Source organism: Oceanobacillus kapialis, assembly GCF_044790185.1.
GTDB lineage: Bacteria > Bacillota > Bacilli > Bacillales > Amphibacillaceae > Oceanobacillus_B > Oceanobacillus_B kapialis.
On sequence record NZ_CP085256.1, the window covers coordinates 149,786 to 166,633 of the forward strand.

Consider the following 16,848-nt stretch of genomic DNA (forward strand, 5'->3'; position numbering starts at 1 on the left):
GTATGGAATGTCTCGTATAGGACTTAAGCCGATTGAAATTCCAGAAGGTGTAGAGGTTAAGCTTAACGGTACTACAGTGTCTGTAAAAGGACCTAAAGGTGAGTTAGCAAGAAACGTACACCAAGATATGGAAATTAATATTGAAGATAACGTTATTACAATTGCACGTCCAAGTGACCATAAAGACCACCGTGCCTTACACGGAACTACTCGTAGTTTGATCAACAACATGGTTGAAGGTGTAAGCAAAGGATTCGAGAAATCTCTTGAGATCATCGGGGTTGGTTACCGTGCACAAAAACAAGGAAACAAAGTTGTGATTAACGCTGGTTACTCACACCCAGTTGAACTAGATCCAATTGACGGTATTGAAATTGATGTTCCTAAAAACACACAAGTTATTGTTAAAGGAATTGATAAGGAGCTTGTTGGTGCAGTTGCTTCCAATATCAGAGCAATCAGACCACCTGAGCCTTATAAAGGAAAAGGTATTCGCTACGAAGGTGAATATGTACGTCGTAAAGAAGGTAAAACTGCTAAGTAAGACTAGTTAGGGAGCAGAAAGGAGTGACCTAAATGATCACAAAGCCTGACAAGAATATTGTACGTAAAAGAAGACACGCACGTGTACGTAAGAGCGTTTCTGGTACAGAGCAACGTCCACGTCTAAACGTGTATCGTTCAAATAAACACATCTATGTGCAAGTAATTGATGACATTAACGGCGTAACCATCGCAAGTGCTTCAACAAAAGAAAATGATCTTAATGTTGATTCAACAAGCAACTTGGATGCAGCTGTTAAAATCGGAGAATTAATCGCAAAACGTGCCCAGGATAAAGGTTACAAATCGGTTGTATTCGATCGCGGAGGCTACCTTTATCATGGACGTGTAAAAGCATTAGCAGATGCTGCCCGTGAGGCAGGTCTTGAATTTTAATCGATAAAGGAGGGACATACAAGATGTCAAACATCGATCCGAACAAATTAGATCTTGAAGAACGTGTTGTTACGGTCAACCGTGTTGCAAAAGTAGTTAAAGGTGGACGTCGTTTCCGCTTTGCAGCTTTAGTAGTAGTCGGTGATAAAAATGGCCATGTAGGATTTGGTACTGGTAAAGCACAAGAAGTACCTGAAGCAATTAAAAAAGCAGTTGATGATGCGAAGAAAAATCTGATTACAGTACCGATCGTCGGAACTACAATTCCTCATCAGATTCATGGACGTTTTGGTTCTGGTAATGTGTTAATGAAACCTGCTGCAGAGGGTACTGGAGTTATCTCTGGTGGTCCGGTTCGTGCCATCCTTGAACTTGCAGGTGTGGGTGATATCTTGACTAAATCACTTGGTTCAAATACACCTATCAACATGATTCGTGCAACATTAAACGGCTTAACAAACTTAAAGCGCGCAGAAGACGTAGCAAAACTACGTGGAAAGTCTGTGGGAGAACTGTTAGGATAAGGAGGGAACTGTTATGTCTAAAAAATTAGAAATCACCCTCACGCGTAGTGTTATCGGTGGAACAGATGTACAAAAGAAAACTGTTCAAGCATTGGGACTAAAGAAAATTCGCCAATCCGTAGTACGTGAAGATACACCAGCCGTTCGCGGTATGGTCAACAAAGTATCTCATCTATTAGCGGTTAAAGAAGTTTAATTATATAATTGCATAAAGAGGAGGTGCTCAAATGAAACTTCATGAATTGAAGCCATCAGAAGGAACACGCACAAATCGCAACCGTGTAGGTCGTGGAATGTCATCTGGTAACGGAAAAACATCCGGCCGTGGACACAAAGGACAAAAAGCACGTTCAGGCGGCGGTACTCGTCCAGGCTTTGAAGGTGGTCAAATGCCTTTATTCCAACGTTTACCGAAACGTGGATTCACAAACATTCACCGTAAAGAATTTACTATTGTGAACTTAGATGCGCTAAATCGTTTTGAAGACGGCACAGAAATTACACCTGAGCTATTACTTGAAGAAGGTGTCGTAAGCAAGCTTAATGCAGGTATTAAAGTACTTGGCAAAGGTGCTATCGAGAAAAAACTTACAGTAAAAGCTCATAAGTTCTCAGCTTCTGCAGTTGAAGCGATTGAGGCGGCGGGCGGTAAAACCGAGGTGATCTAATGTTCCGTACAATCTCCAATTTTATGCGCGTAGGTGACATTAGACGGAAAATAATCTTCACATTGTTGATGTTGGTTGTCTTCCGTCTAGGCACATTTATTCCAGTGCCTTATACAGATAAGCAAGCAATTGATTTCATGAACTCACAGAATGTATTTGGTTTCTTGAACACATTTGGTGGAGGAGCCCTGCAAAACTTCTCCATTTTTGCCATGGGAATTATGCCATATATTACAGCGTCTATTATTATGCAGCTATTGCAGATGGATGTTGTTCCTAAATTTGCCGAGTGGAAAAAACAAGGTGATGCAGGACGTAAGAAGTTGGCACAAATCACGCGTTATGGTACGATCGTTTTGGCCTTTATTCAGGCAATTGCGATGTCCATAGGTTTTAACGCAATGGCAGGCGGAATGCTAATTACAGATCCAAATGTGCTAACATTTCTTATCATTGCGGTTGTTCTTACTAGTGGTACTGCATTTTTAATGTGGTTAGGAGAACAGATCACAGCAAATGGTGTAGGGAATGGAATCTCCATTATCATCTTTGCAGGTATCGTAGCAGCGGTACCAAACGGGGTTCAGCAGCTTTACAGCCAGTATTTTGTTAACCCTGGTGATGATTTGTTTATTAATATTGTAATTGTTACCTTGATTGCTTTGGTAGTTGTGGCTGTAACGGTTGGAGTTATCTTCATCCAGCAGGCACTTCGTAAAATACCAATTCAATATGCAAAAAAACTTGTTAATCGCTCACCGGTTGGCGGGCATTCAACACATTTACCGTTAAAAGTAAATGCTGCTGGAGTTATCCCGGTAATCTTTGCGATAGCATTTATGGTTGCACCAAGTACGGTAGCTAACTTCTTTGAAGGAAGCCAAGTAGCACAAACGATCGTAACGATCTTTGACTATACACAGCCTATTGGTATGGCATTATATGTGGCGCTAATTATTGCCTTCACATATTTCTATACTTTTGTCCAGGTTAACCCTGAACAAATGGCTGACAATTTACAGAAACAAGGCGGTTACATTCCAGGTATCCGACCTGGTAACAATACTGAAACGTATTTAACACGCGTGATGTATCGTTTAACTTTTGTCGGTGCACTATTCCTAGCGGCTGTTTCTGTGCTCCCTATATTATTGGGTGGGCTGGCAGATTTACCTACCTCAGTACAAATCGGCGGCACAAGCTTACTAATCGTGGTTGGAGTAGCTTTACAGACAATGAAGCAGCTGGAGAGCCAGTTGGTTAAACGACACTACAAAGGTTTTATCAAGTAGGATGCTGCTGCCAATGAGAGTGAGGGGAAATTTGTTGAATTTGATTTTAATGGGTCTTCCTGGTGCCGGAAAAGGTACTCAGGCCGAAAAGATAAACGAAAAATATAACATCCCTCATATTTCAACAGGAGATATGTTCCGATTAGCTATAAAAGAGGGTACTGACCTAGGCAAGAAAGCTAAAGAATATATGGATCAAGGTGAGCTTGTTCCGGATGAAGTAACAATCGGGATTGTGAAAGAGCGCCTAAGTAAAGCAGATTGTCAGGACGGTTTCTTGTTGGATGGTTTCCCAAGAAACACTGCCCAGGCAGAAGCCTTGCAAGACATTCTTTCCGATTTGGATCAATCCATTGACTATGTACTGCATGTAGATGTACCAGAAGAAAAATTAGTGGAGCGTCTAACGGGTCGTAGAGTTTGTCCAACATGTGGAGCAACTTATCACGTTCTTTACAACCCACCTAAGGTCGAAGGAATTTGTGATAAAGATGGTTCCAAGTTAATTCAGCGAGAAGATGATCAGGCCGAAACAGTGAAAAACCGTTTGGCAGTTAATATAAAGCAGACACAGCCGTTATTGGACTTTTATAAAGACAAAGGATACCTTGTATCTGTAGACGGTGATCAGGATATAGATCAGGTTTTTGAAGATATTCAAACGAAGATCGAAAAATAATCTTTTATTATACCTGTTGTAAAGCCAACGGATGCATTCCGTTGGATGAATAGTTATAATAAAATGGAGTAATCATGAGAACGTGCATTACTTCTGAGTTAGGTGACACAGGATTGGATAAGCGATAACCCCTAGTTAGTGGGGTGGCAGTATAAACTATAGCCTAAGTGAAGGTGATCGTTGTTGAACGAAGATGATTCGATTCCGCTAATAGGTCAAGTTGTTCGTATTATGCAAGGACGGGAAGCGGGACAATATGCGGTTGTTATCAAAATACTTGAAGATCGGTATGTCTTGCTTGCAGATGGGGAAAAACGTAAATATGATCGGCCAAAGAAAAAGAATTTGCATCATATTGAAGTTATGGACTACATCTCTCCTGAAGTCCAGAAAAGCCTTCTAGAAACTGGTCGTGTCACAAATGGTAAACTACGGTTTGCCATAGCTAAATTTATCAATGAAGTTGTGACTGATTTGAAGAAGGGAGATCAACACGATGGCGAAAGACGATGTAATTGAAGTTGAAGGTACCGTAACCGAAACATTGCCGAATGCTATGTTTAATGTAGAGCTTGAAAATGGTCATACGGTCTTGGCCCACGTTTCAGGCAAGATTCGTATGCATTTCATCCGCATTCTGCCAGGTGATAAAGTAACGGTGGAACTTTCTCCGTATGATTTAACTAGAGGACGAATTACGTACCGTTATAAATAAGCGAGCTCCGATATAAAAGGAGGAAAAGATGAGATGAAAGTAAGAGCATCTGTTAAACCAATTTGTGAAAAATGCAAAGTAATCAAACGTAAAGGTAAAGTTATGGTTATTTGCGAAAACCCGAAACACAAGCAAAAACAAGGCTAAACTAATAGGAGGTGTTACAATCTTATGGCACGTATTGCAGGTATTGATATTCCACGTGACAAACGTGTAGTAATTTCATTAACTTACATTTATGGAATTGGCAAAGTTACCGCACAGAAGATCCTTAAAGAAGCAGGCGTTTCAGAAGACACTCGTGTTCGCGATCTTACAGAAGATGAGCTTGGTAAAATCCGTAAAGCAGCTGATGAATATACAATCGAAGGGGACCTTCGTCGTGAGATATCCCTAAACATTAAACGTCTAATCGAAATCGGCTCTTATAGAGGTGTTCGTCATCGTCGTGGGTTGCCAGTTCGTGGACAAAAAACGAAAAACAATTCACGTACTCGTAAAGGACCTCGTCGAGCAGTTGCAGGCAAGAAAAAATAACGTGAAGGAGGTAAGCTAATTAATGGCACGTAAAACTAATACACGTAAGCGTCGTGTGAAAAAGAATATAGAAACTGGTGTCGCACATATCCGTTCTACTTTTAACAACACAATTGTTACAATTACGGATACGCAAGGTAATGCGATTGGCTGGAGCTCTGCTGGAGCATTAGGCTTCAAAGGATCTCGTAAGTCCACTCCATTCGCTGCTCAAATGGCAGCAGAAACAGCAGCAAAATCTGCTGTGGATAATGGAATGAAAACTCTAGAAGTAACAGTTAAAGGACCTGGAGCTGGCCGTGAAGCAGCGATTCGTTCTCTGCAAGCAGCTGGACTAGAAGTAACAGCAATTGTTGATGTAACTCCTGTTCCACACAATGGCTGTCGCCCACCAAAACGTCGTCGCGTATAATTATACCGTATATAATTTGTCACCCTGTCTATAATGGGTTATGATAGCTAAAAATGTAAAGGTCCGCCCTTTACCATACAGCATTCGAGAGACAAGAAGTACGAAAGTATTGCAGGTAGTGCAGAAACGCCAACTGCCTATTTGAGGAATTTCGGTTAGACGCGGTGTCTAACCGGGGTTTCGACGTTTTAAAGGAGGGTTTTATTGAATGATCGAAATTGAAAAACCAAAAATTGAGACGGTAGAAATCAGCGAGGATGCTACGTTTGGTAAATTCGTAGTCGAACCGCTTGAACGTGGATATGGTACCACTCTAGGAAACTCCTTGCGTCGTATCCTACTATCCTCACTTCCAGGTGCTGCTGTTACATCTGTTCAATTTGACGGGGCGCTTCATGAATTTTCGACAATTGATGGTGTTGTTGAAGATGTTACGTCTATCATTTTGAATTTGAAAAAGCTGGCTCTTAAAATCTACTCTGATGAAGAGAAAGTTTTAGAGGTTGATGTACAGGGGGAAGGGAAAGTTACGGCTGCTGATCTAACATACGATAGTGACGTAGAAGTATTAAATCCAGAACTACCTATTGCTACATTGAATAGTAAAGGTACACTGCGTATGAAAATTACTGCAGAACGTGGTCGCGGCTACCGTCCGGCTGAAGCGAATAAAAAAGATGACCAACCTATTGGTGTAGTACCAATCGATTCTATTTTTACTCCCGTTTCCAGTGTTACCTACCAAGTAGAGAACACACGAGTAGGGCAAGTAGCTAACTTTGATAAACTAACATTAGATGTTTCAACAGATGGAAGCATCCGTCCAGAGGAAGCAGTTTCTCTTGGCGCGAAGGTTTTCACAGAGCATCTAAACATCTTCGTCGGTCTAACAGATGAAGCCAAAAAGGCTGAAATCATGGTAGAAAAAGAAGAAGATCAAAAAGAAAAAGTAATGGAAATGACAATTGAAGAGCTTGATCTTTCTGTCAGATCCTATAACTGCTTGAAGCGTGCTGGAATAAACACGGTTCAGGAACTTGCAAATAAATCCGAAGAAGATATGATGAAGGTTCGGAACTTAGGCCGTAAATCCCTAGAAGAAGTTAAAGTAAAACTTATTGATCTAGGCTTAGGCTTACGTGATGATGACTGATCATCTTTAAATACCATTGCTCCTACTTTCAATTAACCTCCTGCTGCTAAACAGGAGAACAGGTTAAGGAGAATAGGAATGTAAGGTGTTCTTTGCGATTGTTCGCATTTTAAATCTATAGTCATCAAGAAAGGGAGGGATAGTCCATGGCTAGAAAACTAGGTCGTACAACAGATCATCGTATGGCTCTACTACGCAATCTTGCATCTGATTTAATTATTCATGAGCGGATCGAAACAACAGAAGCAAAAGCGAAAGAGCTTAAGTCTGTAGTAGATAAAATGATTACGCTTGGAAAACGTGGTGATCTTCATGCACGTCGTCAAGCTGCAGCTTTCTTATATAACAAAGAAGCTAACGAAGATGAAACAGTTGTTCAAAAACTTTTCACTGATGTTGCTGCACGCTATGAAGACCGTCAAGGTGGATACACACGCGTTCTTAAATTAGGTGAACGCCAAGGTGATGGAGCAAAAATGGCAATTGTAGAATTAGTTTAATCTACAAAAAAGGCGTCGAGGGCAGGACTGAATCTCTTCATGAGGTGAAGCCAAGCCCTTTTTTTGTAACGAAAAAAGGTAAGCGCGCTGGCTGGGGTAAGAGGCGCCGTAAAGGTGGAGAGTCGCGCCACAACAGTGAGGGGGTGCGCAGGTAGAGTGTCAAGACGCGCCATAAGGGTGAAAACTCGCGCCACAAGGTGGAAGAGGCGCGCACCAACGAACAAAACTCGCGCCAGCACCTCCCCCAACTTGCGCGCTCCAAAAACACACACCAATATAAAAACAGCACCATAAGAAGAAACCCGCACAGAAGCGCATAAAGCCCTTCTGCAGCTTTTTATACATTGGGCCCACCCCAAAACACCTCAGGGGGAAGAGAAGAGCTAGAGGAGGCTTTAAAATGAGAGAGAAGCTAATAGAGTTTAGAAATGTATCCTTTCGATATAGAGAAGAGCACCCCTGGGTTCTTAAGAATTGTTCCTTTGAAATCTATGAAGATGAGTCTGTGTCGATTATCGGGCATAATGGTTCTGGTAAATCGACCATCGCCAAACTTATTAATGGACTCCTCTTTCCACAAGAAGGCGAGATCTTTATCGCTGGAAAGCCTGTTACGGAAGAAACCATCTGGGATGTTCGAAAAGATGTCGGAATGGTGTTTCAGAATCCTGACAACCAATTTGTTGGGACAACTGTTCAAGATGATGTCGCTTTTGGCATGGAAAACAGAGGGGTACCGCGCGAAGAAATGGTAACTCGTATAGAAGACGCCCTGACAGCAGTCGGCATGCAGGAGTACCACTTAACAGAGCCACACAGGCTTTCCGGTGGACAAAAACAGCGTGTGGCCATTGCAGGTGTACTGGCGGTATCACCAAAGGTACTCATTTTAGATGAGGCAACAGCAATGCTAGATCCTAAAGGTAGAAAAGAAATCATGCACACATTATCCGGGGTACAAGCGGAAAATAATTTATCGCTCATTACGATTACGCACGACCTCAATGAAGTCGTTCAGTCTGATCGAGTGATTGTGATGGACCAAGGAGAAATATGGGATGAAGCCACGCCGAGAGATATATTTGCCAAAAAACAACAGCTTCGCGAAATTGGACTCGATGTGCCGTTTGTAGCCATCCTGGCAGATGAATTGCAGGAACAAGGGCTAACGCTCACCAAGGAACCATTAAACCACGAAGAATTGCTGGAGGAACTATGGACATTACATTCGACAACGTAAGCTATATATATCAAGAAAATAGCCCTTTCGCCCATAAAGCAATTGATGATCTGAGCTTTCAGATTCCTTCAGGTTCCTTTGTTGCAGTTATCGGACATACAGGTTCCGGAAAATCCACTTTAATTCAGCATCTTAATGGGTTGGTCATGCCTTCAAGGGGCGAGGTAACGATTGGTGATTTTCACCTTAAAGCAAAGGACAAGCCAAAAAATATCAGGGAGCTGCGCAGCAAGGTAGGCGTTGTCTTCCAGTATCCTGAACACCAGCTGTTCGAGGAAACGGTGGCAAAGGATATTGCCTTTGGTCCAGAAAACTTTGGTGTGGAAAAGGCAGTCATCCAGGAGCGGATCAATAAGATACTTCCTGCTGTAGGACTACCTGAGGATATCCTGGATCGTTCGCCATTTGATCTAAGTGGCGGTCAAATGCGCAGGGTAGCGATTGCTGGTGTAATTGCTGTACAGCCGGAAGTTCTTGTATTAGATGAACCGACGGCAGGGCTAGACCCCCGTGGTCAGAAGGAAATCATGGACATGTTTCATGAACTCCACAAAAAGCAAGGTCTTACAACGGTGCTTGTAACACACAGCATGGAGGATGCACTGAAATACGCTGATCATGTCATTATCCTAAATAAAGGGAAAAAGTATATGGAAGGCAGCCCTGTAGAAGTCTTTACCCAAAAGGATGCCTTACACAACGTACAATTAGATGTACCAGAAAGTGTTGCCTTTTTAAGCAAGTTTGAAGAAAAATTCCAGCAGAAGCTGGCCTTTAACGGACAAACAGTGAACGAAATGGCGGAAGAGATCCAACGTATCGTGCAAGGGGGCGAAAGATATGAATAATGCCTTGATCATTGGACAATACGTGCCAGGTAACTCACTTATCCATAAATTGGATCCCCGAACGAAAATAACGGTTATTTTCTTTTTTGTATTTATCGTATTTTTAGCTAATAATGTGGTGAGTTACAGTATTTTAACGTTGTTTGCATTGGCCAGTATGGTCACATCACGTGTGCCGATACGATTTATTATGAAGGGGCTAACCCCTGTCTGGTTCCTGATTGTCTTCACCTTCATTTTGCATATTATTGTAACGAAGGAAGGCACCGTGTGGTTGGAGATTTATAACTTTGAAATCTACTCTGGTGGGGTGCTTCAAGGGATTGCTATTTCCTTGCGCTTCTTCTTGCTTATTCTTGTAACATCGCTTTTAACTTTAACGACAACACCAATTGAAATTACCGATGCAATTGAAGATATGCTGAACCCATTAAAAAAGGTGAAATTCCCAGTCCATGAGCTAGCCTTAATGATGTCGATTTCGCTTCGATTTATCCCGACCCTCATGCAAGAGACGGAGAAAATCTCGAAGGCTCAGGCTTCCCGTGGGGTTGATTTCCGCTCTGGCTCTATTAAAGACAGAGCAAAGGCAGTAGTTCCATTGTTAATTCCCCTGTTCGTTAGTGCTTTTAAGCGGGCAGAAGAGCTAGCAATGGCAATGGAAGCCCGTGGCTATAATGGAGGCGAAGGACGCACCAAATTAAGAGAGTTAAAGATAAACAAACGAGACATTGCTATTTATCTACTGTTTATTGCCGTAATCGCAGGACTGTTTTTTACGAGAAGCTATTAAGGTATGGAAAGGCTGAACCAGGATGGTAAGACTACGATGCACGATTTATTATGACGGATCCCAATTTTCCGGCTTTCAAATACAACCCAAAAAGCGCACGATCCAAGGGGAACTGGAGAAAGCGTTAAAGAAAATGCATAAGGGAGAGGAGATTCGGATCCACCCATCAGGTCGAACCGATACTGGCGTGCATGCCAAAGGGCAGAAGATTCACTTTGATTCTCCTTATACGATCCCGGAGGCAAATTGGAAGCTTGCGTTAAACACCTTGTTACCTGATGATCTTTATATTAAAGAGGTGACAGAGGTCTCAGACACCTTCCATGCTCGTTATGATGTCATCGAGAAAGAATACCGGTATTATGTGACAAATGTAAAAGAGCCTGATGTGTTTAAACGTCATTACAGCTATCATTTTCCCTACCCTCTAGAGATGGCAAAAATAAAAGAGGCATGCACCTACTTGGAAGGGACGCATGACTTTACGACTTTTTCTTCGGCAAAAGCAACGACAAAAGGAAGTAAGGAAAGAACACTCTTTCAAGTAAGCTGCGAAAAGCAGGGCGCAGAGCTGGAATTTATTTTTCGCGGGAGCGGCTTTTTATACAATATGGTGCGCATCATTGTTGGAGTACTGCTAGACATCGGGCAAGGGAGACGTAATCCAGAAGATATTAAGACATTGCTGGCACAAAAAGATCGTCGTCTAGTAGGCGAAACAATCCCGCCACAAGGGCTTTATTTGTGGAATGTTGTCTATGAGGAAGAGACTCCATAAAATAAATTGGCTTTTTACGCAAACCATCTGCTCATCCCCTTGACAAATCACTATACTTTGGTATATTATGATCTATGGCAATTTATTTCTGAACCACGATTAGCCCCGGAATCTAATTGTGTTGAATATAGGAATAACGAATCGAAATTTAAAATGAATTTTTAATTATGGAGGGAACAATCATGCGCACAACTTTCATGGCGAATGAATCTAATATCGAACGCAAATGGCTTGTTGTGGATGCTGAAGGCCAACGTCTTGGTCGCTTAGCTAGTGAGGTTGCTGCAATCCTTCGCGGAAAGCATAAACCAACTTACACACCACACGCTGACACTGGCGATAATGTAATCATCATTAACGCAGAGAAAATCGAACTATCTGGTAATAAAATCAATGACAAGATCTACTACCGTCACACAAACCACCCAGGTGGATTGAAAGAACGTAACGCATACGAAATGCGTACAAAATACCCTGAGCAAATGCTTGAGCTTGCTGTTAAAGGAATGCTTCCAAAAGGTTCTCTTGGCCGTAAAATGGGTAAAAAATTGCACGTATTCAGAGGCGCAGAACACAATCACCAAGCACAAAAACCTGAAGTTTACGAACTTCGCGGGTAATTAAAAGGAGGTTAATCAATTGGCACAAGTACAATACTACGGCACAGGTCGTCGTAAAAAATCAACTGCACGTGTACGCTTAGTACCAGGTACAGGTAACATCACAATCAATGGTCGTGAAGCAAAAGACTACTTCCCATATGAAACACAGCTTTTAATCTTGAACCAGCCACTAGCTGCTACTGAAACTCAAGGAACTTATGATGTTTTAGTAAACGTTCATGGCGGAGGATTCACTGGTCAAGCTGGTGCAATTCGCCACGGTATCGCGCGCGCACTTCTAGAAGCAGATCCAGAATACCGCGGATCTCTTAAATCAGAAGGCTACCTAACTCGTGACGCTCGTATGAAAGAACGTAAAAAATACGGTCTTAAAGGCGCTCGTCGTGCACCTCAGTTCTCAAAACGTTAATTATCAATGTTTCAAAGGCTCTCAACCGATTTGGTTGGGGGTCTTTTTTATGTCTGAAAAGTGCTTTTGACCACACTTTGACCACGAAAATATTTTTGACCACATCTGACCACATCTCATAACTCAATATATCTTTGAAACTTTTGTGCAGTTTGCTCTTTTAGCGTATCTGTTACGTGTGTATAGATGTTCATCGTCATTTGTATATCAGAGTGGCCTAACCGCTCCTGAACCTCTTTTATACTGGCTCCTGCTTCGAATAAAAGGGAAGCATGAGTATGACGTAAACCATGTATTGTAATTTTGTGTAGGTTATGTTTTTTGATTAAAGCGGCCAGCTTTTCGTTTGGATAGGCTAACCGCATCGGAGAGCCATCATCCCTGTCAAAAACCACCTTGTTATTATTCAAATAACCTTTCCCGGCTAAATAAGCTTCATTTTGCTTTATACGCCATTTATTAAGCAGAGAGAGGGTTAGAGGATCCAAGCTAATTAAACGCTTAGATTCCCTTGTTTTGGACGTTTGGAAGATGAATTTACCATCATGATGAAATAACGTTTTGTTTAACCGTATGGAGCCAGCTTCGAAATCAATATCATCCCATGTAAGGGCTAAAATTTCTCCCTTGCGTGCACCGGTATAGATTAACAGATGAAAAAGTACATGATCTCGAAAATCTAATTCATGTTTCGTTATTGAAAGGAAATTACGTATCTCATCCTTTTTCCAATAATTCCGCTCATCCGTTTCATTATCCTCATTAATAATTTCATTTTGCTGTCTTGGTATGGTGACATGCTCTAATGGATTCCTTTCAATAATCTCCATTTTTAAAGCATATTTGAATACTTGGTTAGCCTGTATTTTTATGTCATTTACCGATTTAATTAATTGAGCGATTTCATTGATCATTTTTTGGCAATATGGTCTTGTTATTTCTTTTATTTTCAATTTGCTGAAGCGGGGCAATATATGCCTATTGAATTTGGATTCAATGGCTTTCTTTGTGCTTAATTTAATCGTTTTCGAATGATTGGAAAACCATTGATCGTATACATTCTGAAAAGTCAGGTTGTCATTCTTTATTGATCTTCCGCTCGCTATTTCTTGTTCAAGCTTGGCAGCAGCTATTTGTGCTTCTTTTTTGGTTTTAAAGCCCCTTCGGGTTGTAGTTTGTCTTTTTCCTGTTTCGGGATTAATTCCAGTGTCCGTCTTAAATAACCACATTTGACCTTGTTTGGTTGTGTATTTTTGAAATGATGCCATTTTTTCACCTCATTTAACCGTTTTTCTTATTAGCGTAAATTTCACATAAGTTATTTAAGTTCATATCTAATGTGGGTTTGTGCTCTAGATATAGTTTTATACATTCATAAGGTGTTGAAGGGTCTTGCCCGTAATTATACTTAAATCCCATTTTCATACTAAAAATAAAATCCACAACTTGGAATAGATGCTCAAATGTTTTAGATGTTTCTCTTACATCTGTTGCTTCTAGTTCATCCCCAATGATTATAGTCAACTGGTTAATGATGTCTTCTGCTTTTTTCCTAATATCAGGAGTAGCTTGTTTCAGTAGATCTTCAAGCAGGCTAAAATCCCTTTGGAAACCATATTGATCTGATGTTCTTATGTCTTGTTTTCCGGTTAAATAATCGACGCTTACATCGAAGAAATCAGCCAATGCTAAAAAGGTTGAAACATTCGGTTCCCGGTCTTCCCGCTCGTAATTTCCTAATGTAGTAAAGGGAATATTCAACTTGTCGGCTAAGTCTCTTAAAGTCATATTCTTTTCCCTTCGTAACGTTCTAATTCGTTCTCCAAACATAATTTATCAACCTCCAATGAGTAATTACAAATCAATATTACACATAATGAATACAAATATCAACTTGAATTTCTCAAAACGGGATGATATTGTTTATTTGTACCCAATATGAGTAATTAGGAGATGTTTAAAAGATGAAATGTACAAAACTAATAAAACAAGAGCATCACCTGAAAATTGACAGTAAAAAAATTAAACTTGCTCGAGCGGAAATGGGGTGGACAATCACTAAATTGGCTGATGTATCTGGTGTAAATAGAAAAACCATTGGTGAAATCGAAAAGGGGACTAAAAAAAAGGTACGGTTTTCTACAATCAAACAGATTGCTGAAAACCTAAATAAAGAAGTAGAGGATCTTTGTACTCAAGTTGAAAAAGGGGGATAAATAAATGAATATAAAGCTAGAATTCCCAGAAGAAACGCTAATCATAAATCGGACAGATTTAAAAAATGCATTACAGGAGCTTCTAATGGAATTACAAGAAGAAAACGGGCATGATCAAATATTAACCATAAAAGAAGCTGCCGATTATTTAAAGGTCAGTGTACCCACAATTCGAAACATGATTTCAAGCAAAGAAATTCCTTTTTTTCAAAGAGGGCAAATCATTCGTTTAAATCGCTGGGATGTACAGAAATGGTTGCGAAATAATTCTGGCTGAAGCGGGTGAAGTGTGATGTTAGGATGGGTTAAGCTTTATCGGGATTTATTGCATAAGCCTATTTGGATAGAATCCACACCGGAACAAAAAACCATTCTAATAACACTTCTTTTGATGGTTAATCATCAAGAAAAACAATGGGAATGGCAAGGGGAACCTTATAACGTTACCGCTGGCCAGGTAATTACAAGCTTGGAATCCATTGTTGAAAAATGCGGTAAGGGGATTTCAATTCAAAACGTAAGAACTGCAATAAAGCGGTTTGAAAAATTCGGTTTTCTAACAAATGAATCAACAAACAAAAATAGGCTTATAACCATTAATAATTGGGAGGATTATCAGAATAATGGAGATGGATTAACAAGCAACTTAACAGGCGGCCAACAATCAATTAACAATCGACTAACAACTAACAAGAATGATAAAAAATTAAAGAATGATAAAGAAGTAAAAGATTCTTATTGTCGCAAGTCAAAAACTTACGACGAAAAAAGCATACCGTATCAATTAGCATTAAGACTTTTAAATAACATTAGGGAAAATAATCCGGGATTTAAAGAACCAAATCTTCAAAAATGGTCGGATGACTTTCGTTTAATGATAGAAAGGGACAATCGTTTACCAGAAGAAATATCCACCGTGATTGATTGGTGTCAGCAAGATTCCTTTTGGAAGACAAATATACTTTCTCCATCAAAATTAAGAAAACAGTATGATCAATTGGTTCTGAAAATTCAAACAAGCAGAAATGTAATAAGGAAAAAGAGCCAACAGCATTTTTCATTAGATCGCCCTAGTCATTGGGAAGAACCAAAACCAATTACAAAAGATGAATTTGAGAAAATGAAAGAATGGGAAGATGAACTCCCATTTTAGGAGGTTAAACTATGAGAGTTGCGAGTAGCTTTCTACCTGAGGATGAGAATAACATTTACAAAAAGGCTGTTTTTAGACTCATGCCAGAATTAGAAGGGCATGAGCTAGAAGCGGATTTTCTTAAAAAACTTGTATGCCCGCAGTGTGGACAAGAAAGTGCATCCGCTTTGGTTTACCGCCTAAATAATAATGACAGTTGGAAGCAGTTAGGTGAAACATTCAAATGTTGTAGATGTAGGGATAGGGATATGCTTAATCTTTCTATGGAAAAAGGTTTAAAGGAGCAAAGTCAGCTCATATCTGAAAGGCTTATGAACGACTATTTTCTTCTCCCCGAAAAATTAAAGGGTTCAGGTTTTAAGGATTACCATGAAACTAATCCCGTTACTACTGTTGCAAAACAAAGGGCAATTTCCTATGTGAAAACATTTTTAGCTTCCGAACAAGATCGCTACAACCTTTTAATTCAAGGCAATCCGGGAACAGGAAAAACACATTTGTGTGTAGCTATTGCCAGAACGCTAAAAGAAAAAGGTTTTATAGTTGGGTTTTTAACCACAGGACAATTACTTTCAAAAATTAAATCTACGTATAACAAAGCATCTATCATAACAGAAGAAAATATCTTTAAGGATTTAAAAAAGCTAGATTTATTGATTTTGGATGACTTGGGTGCGGAAGCATCGGGAGGAAATGATGATTGGAGAAAGAGTATAATTTTTGAAATAGTAGAAAGTCGGAGTGGTAAACCGACAATCTACACGAGTAATTTGACGGATCAAGACTTACCTATGGTCGTAGGAGAAAGAGTCTTTAGCCGTCTATACGATAATACAAAATTCATTGACTTATTTACAGAAGATTACCGAAAAAAACTTCGGATAAAATAATTATTTCGTGGAGGGATTGAGAATGAAGGACAACAAAACAAGGCAAAAGTTTATTGAATTAAGAGCGAAAGGGATCAGCTTTAGTAAAATTGCCAAGGAACTTAACGTATCGAAGTCAACGCTTATTGCGTGGTCAAAGGAACATCTCATGGAAATAGAAAATATGAAGGCAGTTGAAATTGAATCGTTACAGGAGCAATTTTATATGACAAAAAAAGCCCGTATCGAATTATTAGGACGGCAAGTTGAGCGCATGAAAAAGGAACTTGAAAATAGAGACTTTTCAGATGTCCCGTCGGACAAATTGTTAGATACGTTAAATAAAACGCTAATCCAGTTAAAGAATGATGAAATAGAAATCACTTTCAGAGGGGAGGGCGATACGTTGGAGGATTTAGTAAGCACTATGAATACAGTTACATGGAAACCATAACAAATCCAAAATCAGCCCAAAATAGATATAAGGGTGATATTTCATA

At 40.1% G+C, this 16,848-nt stretch carries 27 protein-coding genes; 25 read left to right on the forward strand and 2 right to left on the reverse strand.

From position 1 onward, the window contains the following. Nucleotides 1-7 precede the first annotated feature (7 nt). From rplF to rpsI, 20 genes are all read left to right on the forward strand, one after another. Nucleotides 8-544, forward strand: coding sequence for a 50S ribosomal protein L6 (rplF, locus tag LG273_RS00830; RefSeq protein WP_379560371.1), 537 nt, complete (start codon nucleotides 8-10; stop codon nucleotides 542-544). A 32-nt stretch (nucleotides 545-576) separates the two neighbouring features. Next, nucleotides 577-939 carry a 50S ribosomal protein L18 gene (gene rplR / locus LG273_RS00835; protein ID WP_379560369.1) on the forward strand — a complete coding sequence of 121 codons (363 nt, stop codon included), beginning with the start codon at nucleotides 577-579 and terminating at the stop codon, nucleotides 937-939. Nucleotides 940-962: 23 nt separating this feature from the next. Continuing rightward, nucleotides 963-1,463 (forward strand): 30S ribosomal protein S5, encoded by a 501-nt coding sequence (rpsE, locus tag LG273_RS00840; protein ID WP_404457069.1) that lies wholly within the window; start codon nucleotides 963-965, stop codon nucleotides 1,461-1,463. A 13-nt stretch (nucleotides 1,464-1,476) separates the two neighbouring features. Beyond that, on the forward strand, nucleotides 1,477-1,659 hold the full coding sequence (rpmD, locus tag LG273_RS00845; RefSeq protein ID WP_379560366.1) for a 50S ribosomal protein L30: 183 nt from the start codon (nucleotides 1,477-1,479) through the stop codon (nucleotides 1,657-1,659). Between the two features lie 31 nt (nucleotides 1,660-1,690). After that, nucleotides 1,691-2,131 (forward strand): 50S ribosomal protein L15, encoded by a 441-nt coding sequence (gene rplO, locus LG273_RS00850; RefSeq protein ID WP_042225501.1) that lies wholly within the window; start codon nucleotides 1,691-1,693, stop codon nucleotides 2,129-2,131. After that, entirely contained in the window at nucleotides 2,131-3,423 is a 1,293-nt protein-coding gene (secY, locus tag LG273_RS00855; RefSeq protein ID WP_379560365.1) for a preprotein translocase subunit SecY, read from the forward strand. The genes rplO and secY overlap by 1 nt, the downstream gene beginning before the upstream one ends. A 34-nt stretch (nucleotides 3,424-3,457) precedes the next feature. Beyond that, the gene (locus LG273_RS00860; protein ID WP_379560364.1) at nucleotides 3,458-4,102 is read left to right on the forward strand and encodes an adenylate kinase; all 645 of its coding nucleotides are present in this window, start codon (nucleotides 3,458-3,460) and stop codon (nucleotides 4,100-4,102) included. Nucleotides 4,103-4,285: 183 nt separating this feature from the next. Further along, a complete protein-coding gene (locus LG273_RS00865) occupies nucleotides 4,286-4,621 on the forward strand; it encodes a KOW motif-containing protein (protein ID WP_379560363.1) in 336 nt (111 codons plus the stop codon). After that, entirely contained in the window at nucleotides 4,599-4,817 is a 219-nt protein-coding gene (gene infA, locus LG273_RS00870) for a translation initiation factor IF-1 (protein WP_010095735.1), read from the forward strand. The genes LG273_RS00865 and infA overlap by 23 nt, the downstream gene beginning before the upstream one ends. Before the next feature lie 33 nt (nucleotides 4,818-4,850). Beyond that, nucleotides 4,851-4,964, forward strand: coding sequence for a 50S ribosomal protein L36 (gene rpmJ, locus LG273_RS00875; RefSeq protein WP_010095733.1), 114 nt, complete (start codon nucleotides 4,851-4,853; stop codon nucleotides 4,962-4,964). Between the two features lie 24 nt (nucleotides 4,965-4,988). Beyond that, nucleotides 4,989-5,354, forward strand: coding sequence for a 30S ribosomal protein S13 (rpsM, locus tag LG273_RS00880; protein ID WP_379560362.1), 366 nt, complete (start codon nucleotides 4,989-4,991; stop codon nucleotides 5,352-5,354). A 22-nt stretch (nucleotides 5,355-5,376) separates the two neighbouring features. Beyond that, nucleotides 5,377-5,766: a 30S ribosomal protein S11 gene (gene rpsK, locus LG273_RS00885; protein WP_379560361.1), complete on the forward strand. Its 390-nt coding sequence runs from the start codon at nucleotides 5,377-5,379 to the stop codon at nucleotides 5,764-5,766. Between the two features lie 208 nt (nucleotides 5,767-5,974). After that, nucleotides 5,975-6,919, forward strand: coding sequence for a DNA-directed RNA polymerase subunit alpha (locus LG273_RS00890; protein WP_379560360.1), 945 nt, complete (start codon nucleotides 5,975-5,977; stop codon nucleotides 6,917-6,919). Between the two features lie 146 nt (nucleotides 6,920-7,065). After that, nucleotides 7,066-7,419 carry a 50S ribosomal protein L17 gene (gene rplQ, locus LG273_RS00895; protein ID WP_379560358.1) on the forward strand — a complete coding sequence of 118 codons (354 nt, stop codon included), beginning with the start codon at nucleotides 7,066-7,068 and terminating at the stop codon, nucleotides 7,417-7,419. A 400-nt stretch (nucleotides 7,420-7,819) separates the two neighbouring features. Beyond that, complete coding sequence (locus LG273_RS00900) at nucleotides 7,820-8,659, forward strand: energy-coupling factor ABC transporter ATP-binding protein (protein ID WP_404457076.1); 840 nt, start codon at nucleotides 7,820-7,822, stop codon at nucleotides 8,657-8,659. Continuing rightward, entirely contained in the window at nucleotides 8,635-9,507 is an 873-nt protein-coding gene (locus LG273_RS00905; protein WP_404457078.1) for an energy-coupling factor ABC transporter ATP-binding protein, read from the forward strand. The genes LG273_RS00900 and LG273_RS00905 overlap by 25 nt, the downstream gene beginning before the upstream one ends. After that, complete coding sequence (locus LG273_RS00910) at nucleotides 9,500-10,300, forward strand: energy-coupling factor transporter transmembrane component T family protein (protein WP_404457080.1); 801 nt, start codon at nucleotides 9,500-9,502, stop codon at nucleotides 10,298-10,300. The genes LG273_RS00905 and LG273_RS00910 overlap by 8 nt, the downstream gene beginning before the upstream one ends. Nucleotides 10,301-10,322: 22 nt before the next feature. After that, entirely contained in the window at nucleotides 10,323-11,078 is a 756-nt protein-coding gene (gene truA, locus LG273_RS00915) for a tRNA pseudouridine(38-40) synthase TruA (protein ID WP_404457082.1), read from the forward strand. Nucleotides 11,079-11,260: 182 nt separating this feature from the next. Further along, a complete protein-coding gene (gene rplM / locus LG273_RS00920; protein WP_379560352.1) occupies nucleotides 11,261-11,698 on the forward strand; it encodes a 50S ribosomal protein L13 in 438 nt (145 codons plus the stop codon). 19 nt (nucleotides 11,699-11,717) lie between these two features. Continuing rightward, entirely contained in the window at nucleotides 11,718-12,110 is a 393-nt protein-coding gene (gene rpsI / locus LG273_RS00925; RefSeq protein ID WP_379560351.1) for a 30S ribosomal protein S9, read from the forward strand. A 116-nt stretch (nucleotides 12,111-12,226) separates the two neighbouring features. Here the strand turns inward: rpsI and LG273_RS00930 are convergent, their stop codons facing one another. Both LG273_RS00930 and LG273_RS00935 read right to left on the reverse strand, forming a co-directional pair. Next, the gene (locus LG273_RS00930; protein ID WP_047943732.1) at nucleotides 12,227-13,378 is read right to left on the reverse strand and encodes a site-specific integrase; all 1,152 of its coding nucleotides are present in this window, start codon (nucleotides 13,376-13,378) and stop codon (nucleotides 12,227-12,229) included. Between the two features lie 13 nt (nucleotides 13,379-13,391). Then, the gene (locus tag LG273_RS00935; protein WP_051641032.1) at nucleotides 13,392-13,940 is read right to left on the reverse strand and encodes a helix-turn-helix domain-containing protein; all 549 of its coding nucleotides are present in this window, start codon (nucleotides 13,938-13,940) and stop codon (nucleotides 13,392-13,394) included. Between the two features lie 134 nt (nucleotides 13,941-14,074). On the opposite strand from LG273_RS00935, the gene LG273_RS00940 reads away from it, so the two are divergent. The 5 genes from LG273_RS00940 to LG273_RS00960 are packed head-to-tail and all read left to right on the forward strand — an operon-like array spanning nucleotide 14,075 to nucleotide 16,802. Continuing rightward, nucleotides 14,075-14,326 carry a helix-turn-helix transcriptional regulator gene (locus LG273_RS00940; protein ID WP_031540231.1) on the forward strand — a complete coding sequence of 84 codons (252 nt, stop codon included), beginning with the start codon at nucleotides 14,075-14,077 and terminating at the stop codon, nucleotides 14,324-14,326. 4 nt (nucleotides 14,327-14,330) lie between these two features. After that, nucleotides 14,331-14,603: a helix-turn-helix domain-containing protein gene (locus tag LG273_RS00945; protein WP_031540233.1), complete on the forward strand. Its 273-nt coding sequence runs from the start codon at nucleotides 14,331-14,333 to the stop codon at nucleotides 14,601-14,603. 15 nt (nucleotides 14,604-14,618) lie between these two features. Next, nucleotides 14,619-15,479: a hypothetical protein gene (locus LG273_RS00950; RefSeq protein WP_051641033.1), complete on the forward strand. Its 861-nt coding sequence runs from the start codon at nucleotides 14,619-14,621 to the stop codon at nucleotides 15,477-15,479. A gap of 11 nt (nucleotides 15,480-15,490) precedes the next feature. Beyond that, nucleotides 15,491-16,369 carry an ATP-binding protein gene (locus tag LG273_RS00955; RefSeq protein ID WP_047943733.1) on the forward strand — a complete coding sequence of 293 codons (879 nt, stop codon included), beginning with the start codon at nucleotides 15,491-15,493 and terminating at the stop codon, nucleotides 16,367-16,369. Between the two features lie 22 nt (nucleotides 16,370-16,391). After that, entirely contained in the window at nucleotides 16,392-16,802 is a 411-nt protein-coding gene (locus LG273_RS00960) for a helix-turn-helix domain-containing protein (protein WP_047943734.1), read from the forward strand. Nucleotides 16,803-16,848 lie beyond the last annotated feature (46 nt).

Bases quoted from the DNA above. Each gene is read 5' to 3' on its own strand.
- LG273_RS00935 (WP_051641032.1), bottom strand. From the start codon at position 13,940: ATGTTTGGAGAACGAATTAGAACGTTACGAAGGGAAAAGAATATGACT.
- rplM (WP_379560352.1), top strand. From the start codon at position 11,261: ATGCGCACAACTTTCATGGCGAATGAATCTAATATCGAACGCAAATGG.
- secY (WP_379560365.1), top strand. From the start codon at position 2,131: ATGTTCCGTACAATCTCCAATTTTATGCGCGTAGGTGACATTAGACGG.
- rplR (WP_379560369.1), top strand. From the start codon at position 577: ATGATCACAAAGCCTGACAAGAATATTGTACGTAAAAGAAGACACGCA.
- rpsK (WP_379560361.1), top strand. From the start codon at position 5,377: ATGGCACGTAAAACTAATACACGTAAGCGTCGTGTGAAAAAGAATATA.
- LG273_RS00910 (WP_404457080.1), top strand. From the start codon at position 9,500: ATGAATAATGCCTTGATCATTGGACAATACGTGCCAGGTAACTCACTT.
- LG273_RS00945 (WP_031540233.1), top strand. From the start codon at position 14,331: ATGAATATAAAGCTAGAATTCCCAGAAGAAACGCTAATCATAAATCGG.
- LG273_RS00940 (WP_031540231.1), top strand. From the start codon at position 14,075: ATGAAATGTACAAAACTAATAAAACAAGAGCATCACCTGAAAATTGAC.
- rplQ (WP_379560358.1), top strand. From the start codon at position 7,066: ATGGCTAGAAAACTAGGTCGTACAACAGATCATCGTATGGCTCTACTA.
- rpmJ (WP_010095733.1), top strand. From the start codon at position 4,851: ATGAAAGTAAGAGCATCTGTTAAACCAATTTGTGAAAAATGCAAAGTA.
- LG273_RS00950 (WP_051641033.1), top strand. From the start codon at position 14,619: ATGTTAGGATGGGTTAAGCTTTATCGGGATTTATTGCATAAGCCTATT.
- rpsM (WP_379560362.1), top strand. From the start codon at position 4,989: ATGGCACGTATTGCAGGTATTGATATTCCACGTGACAAACGTGTAGTA.
- rplO (WP_042225501.1), top strand. From the start codon at position 1,691: ATGAAACTTCATGAATTGAAGCCATCAGAAGGAACACGCACAAATCGC.
- rplF (WP_379560371.1), top strand. From the start codon at position 8: ATGTCTCGTATAGGACTTAAGCCGATTGAAATTCCAGAAGGTGTAGAG.
- LG273_RS00955 (WP_047943733.1), top strand. From the start codon at position 15,491: ATGAGAGTTGCGAGTAGCTTTCTACCTGAGGATGAGAATAACATTTAC.
- LG273_RS00960 (WP_047943734.1), top strand. From the start codon at position 16,392: ATGAAGGACAACAAAACAAGGCAAAAGTTTATTGAATTAAGAGCGAAA.
- LG273_RS00905 (WP_404457078.1), top strand. From the start codon at position 8,635: ATGGACATTACATTCGACAACGTAAGCTATATATATCAAGAAAATAGC.
- LG273_RS00930 (WP_047943732.1), bottom strand. From the start codon at position 13,378: ATGGCATCATTTCAAAAATACACAACCAAACAAGGTCAAATGTGGTTA.
- rpsE (WP_404457069.1), top strand. From the start codon at position 963: ATGTCAAACATCGATCCGAACAAATTAGATCTTGAAGAACGTGTTGTT.
- rpmD (WP_379560366.1), top strand. From the start codon at position 1,477: ATGTCTAAAAAATTAGAAATCACCCTCACGCGTAGTGTTATCGGTGGA.
- infA (WP_010095735.1), top strand. From the start codon at position 4,599: ATGGCGAAAGACGATGTAATTGAAGTTGAAGGTACCGTAACCGAAACA.
- LG273_RS00900 (WP_404457076.1), top strand. From the start codon at position 7,820: ATGAGAGAGAAGCTAATAGAGTTTAGAAATGTATCCTTTCGATATAGA.
- LG273_RS00890 (WP_379560360.1), top strand. From the start codon at position 5,975: ATGATCGAAATTGAAAAACCAAAAATTGAGACGGTAGAAATCAGCGAG.
- truA (WP_404457082.1), top strand. From the start codon at position 10,323: ATGGTAAGACTACGATGCACGATTTATTATGACGGATCCCAATTTTCC.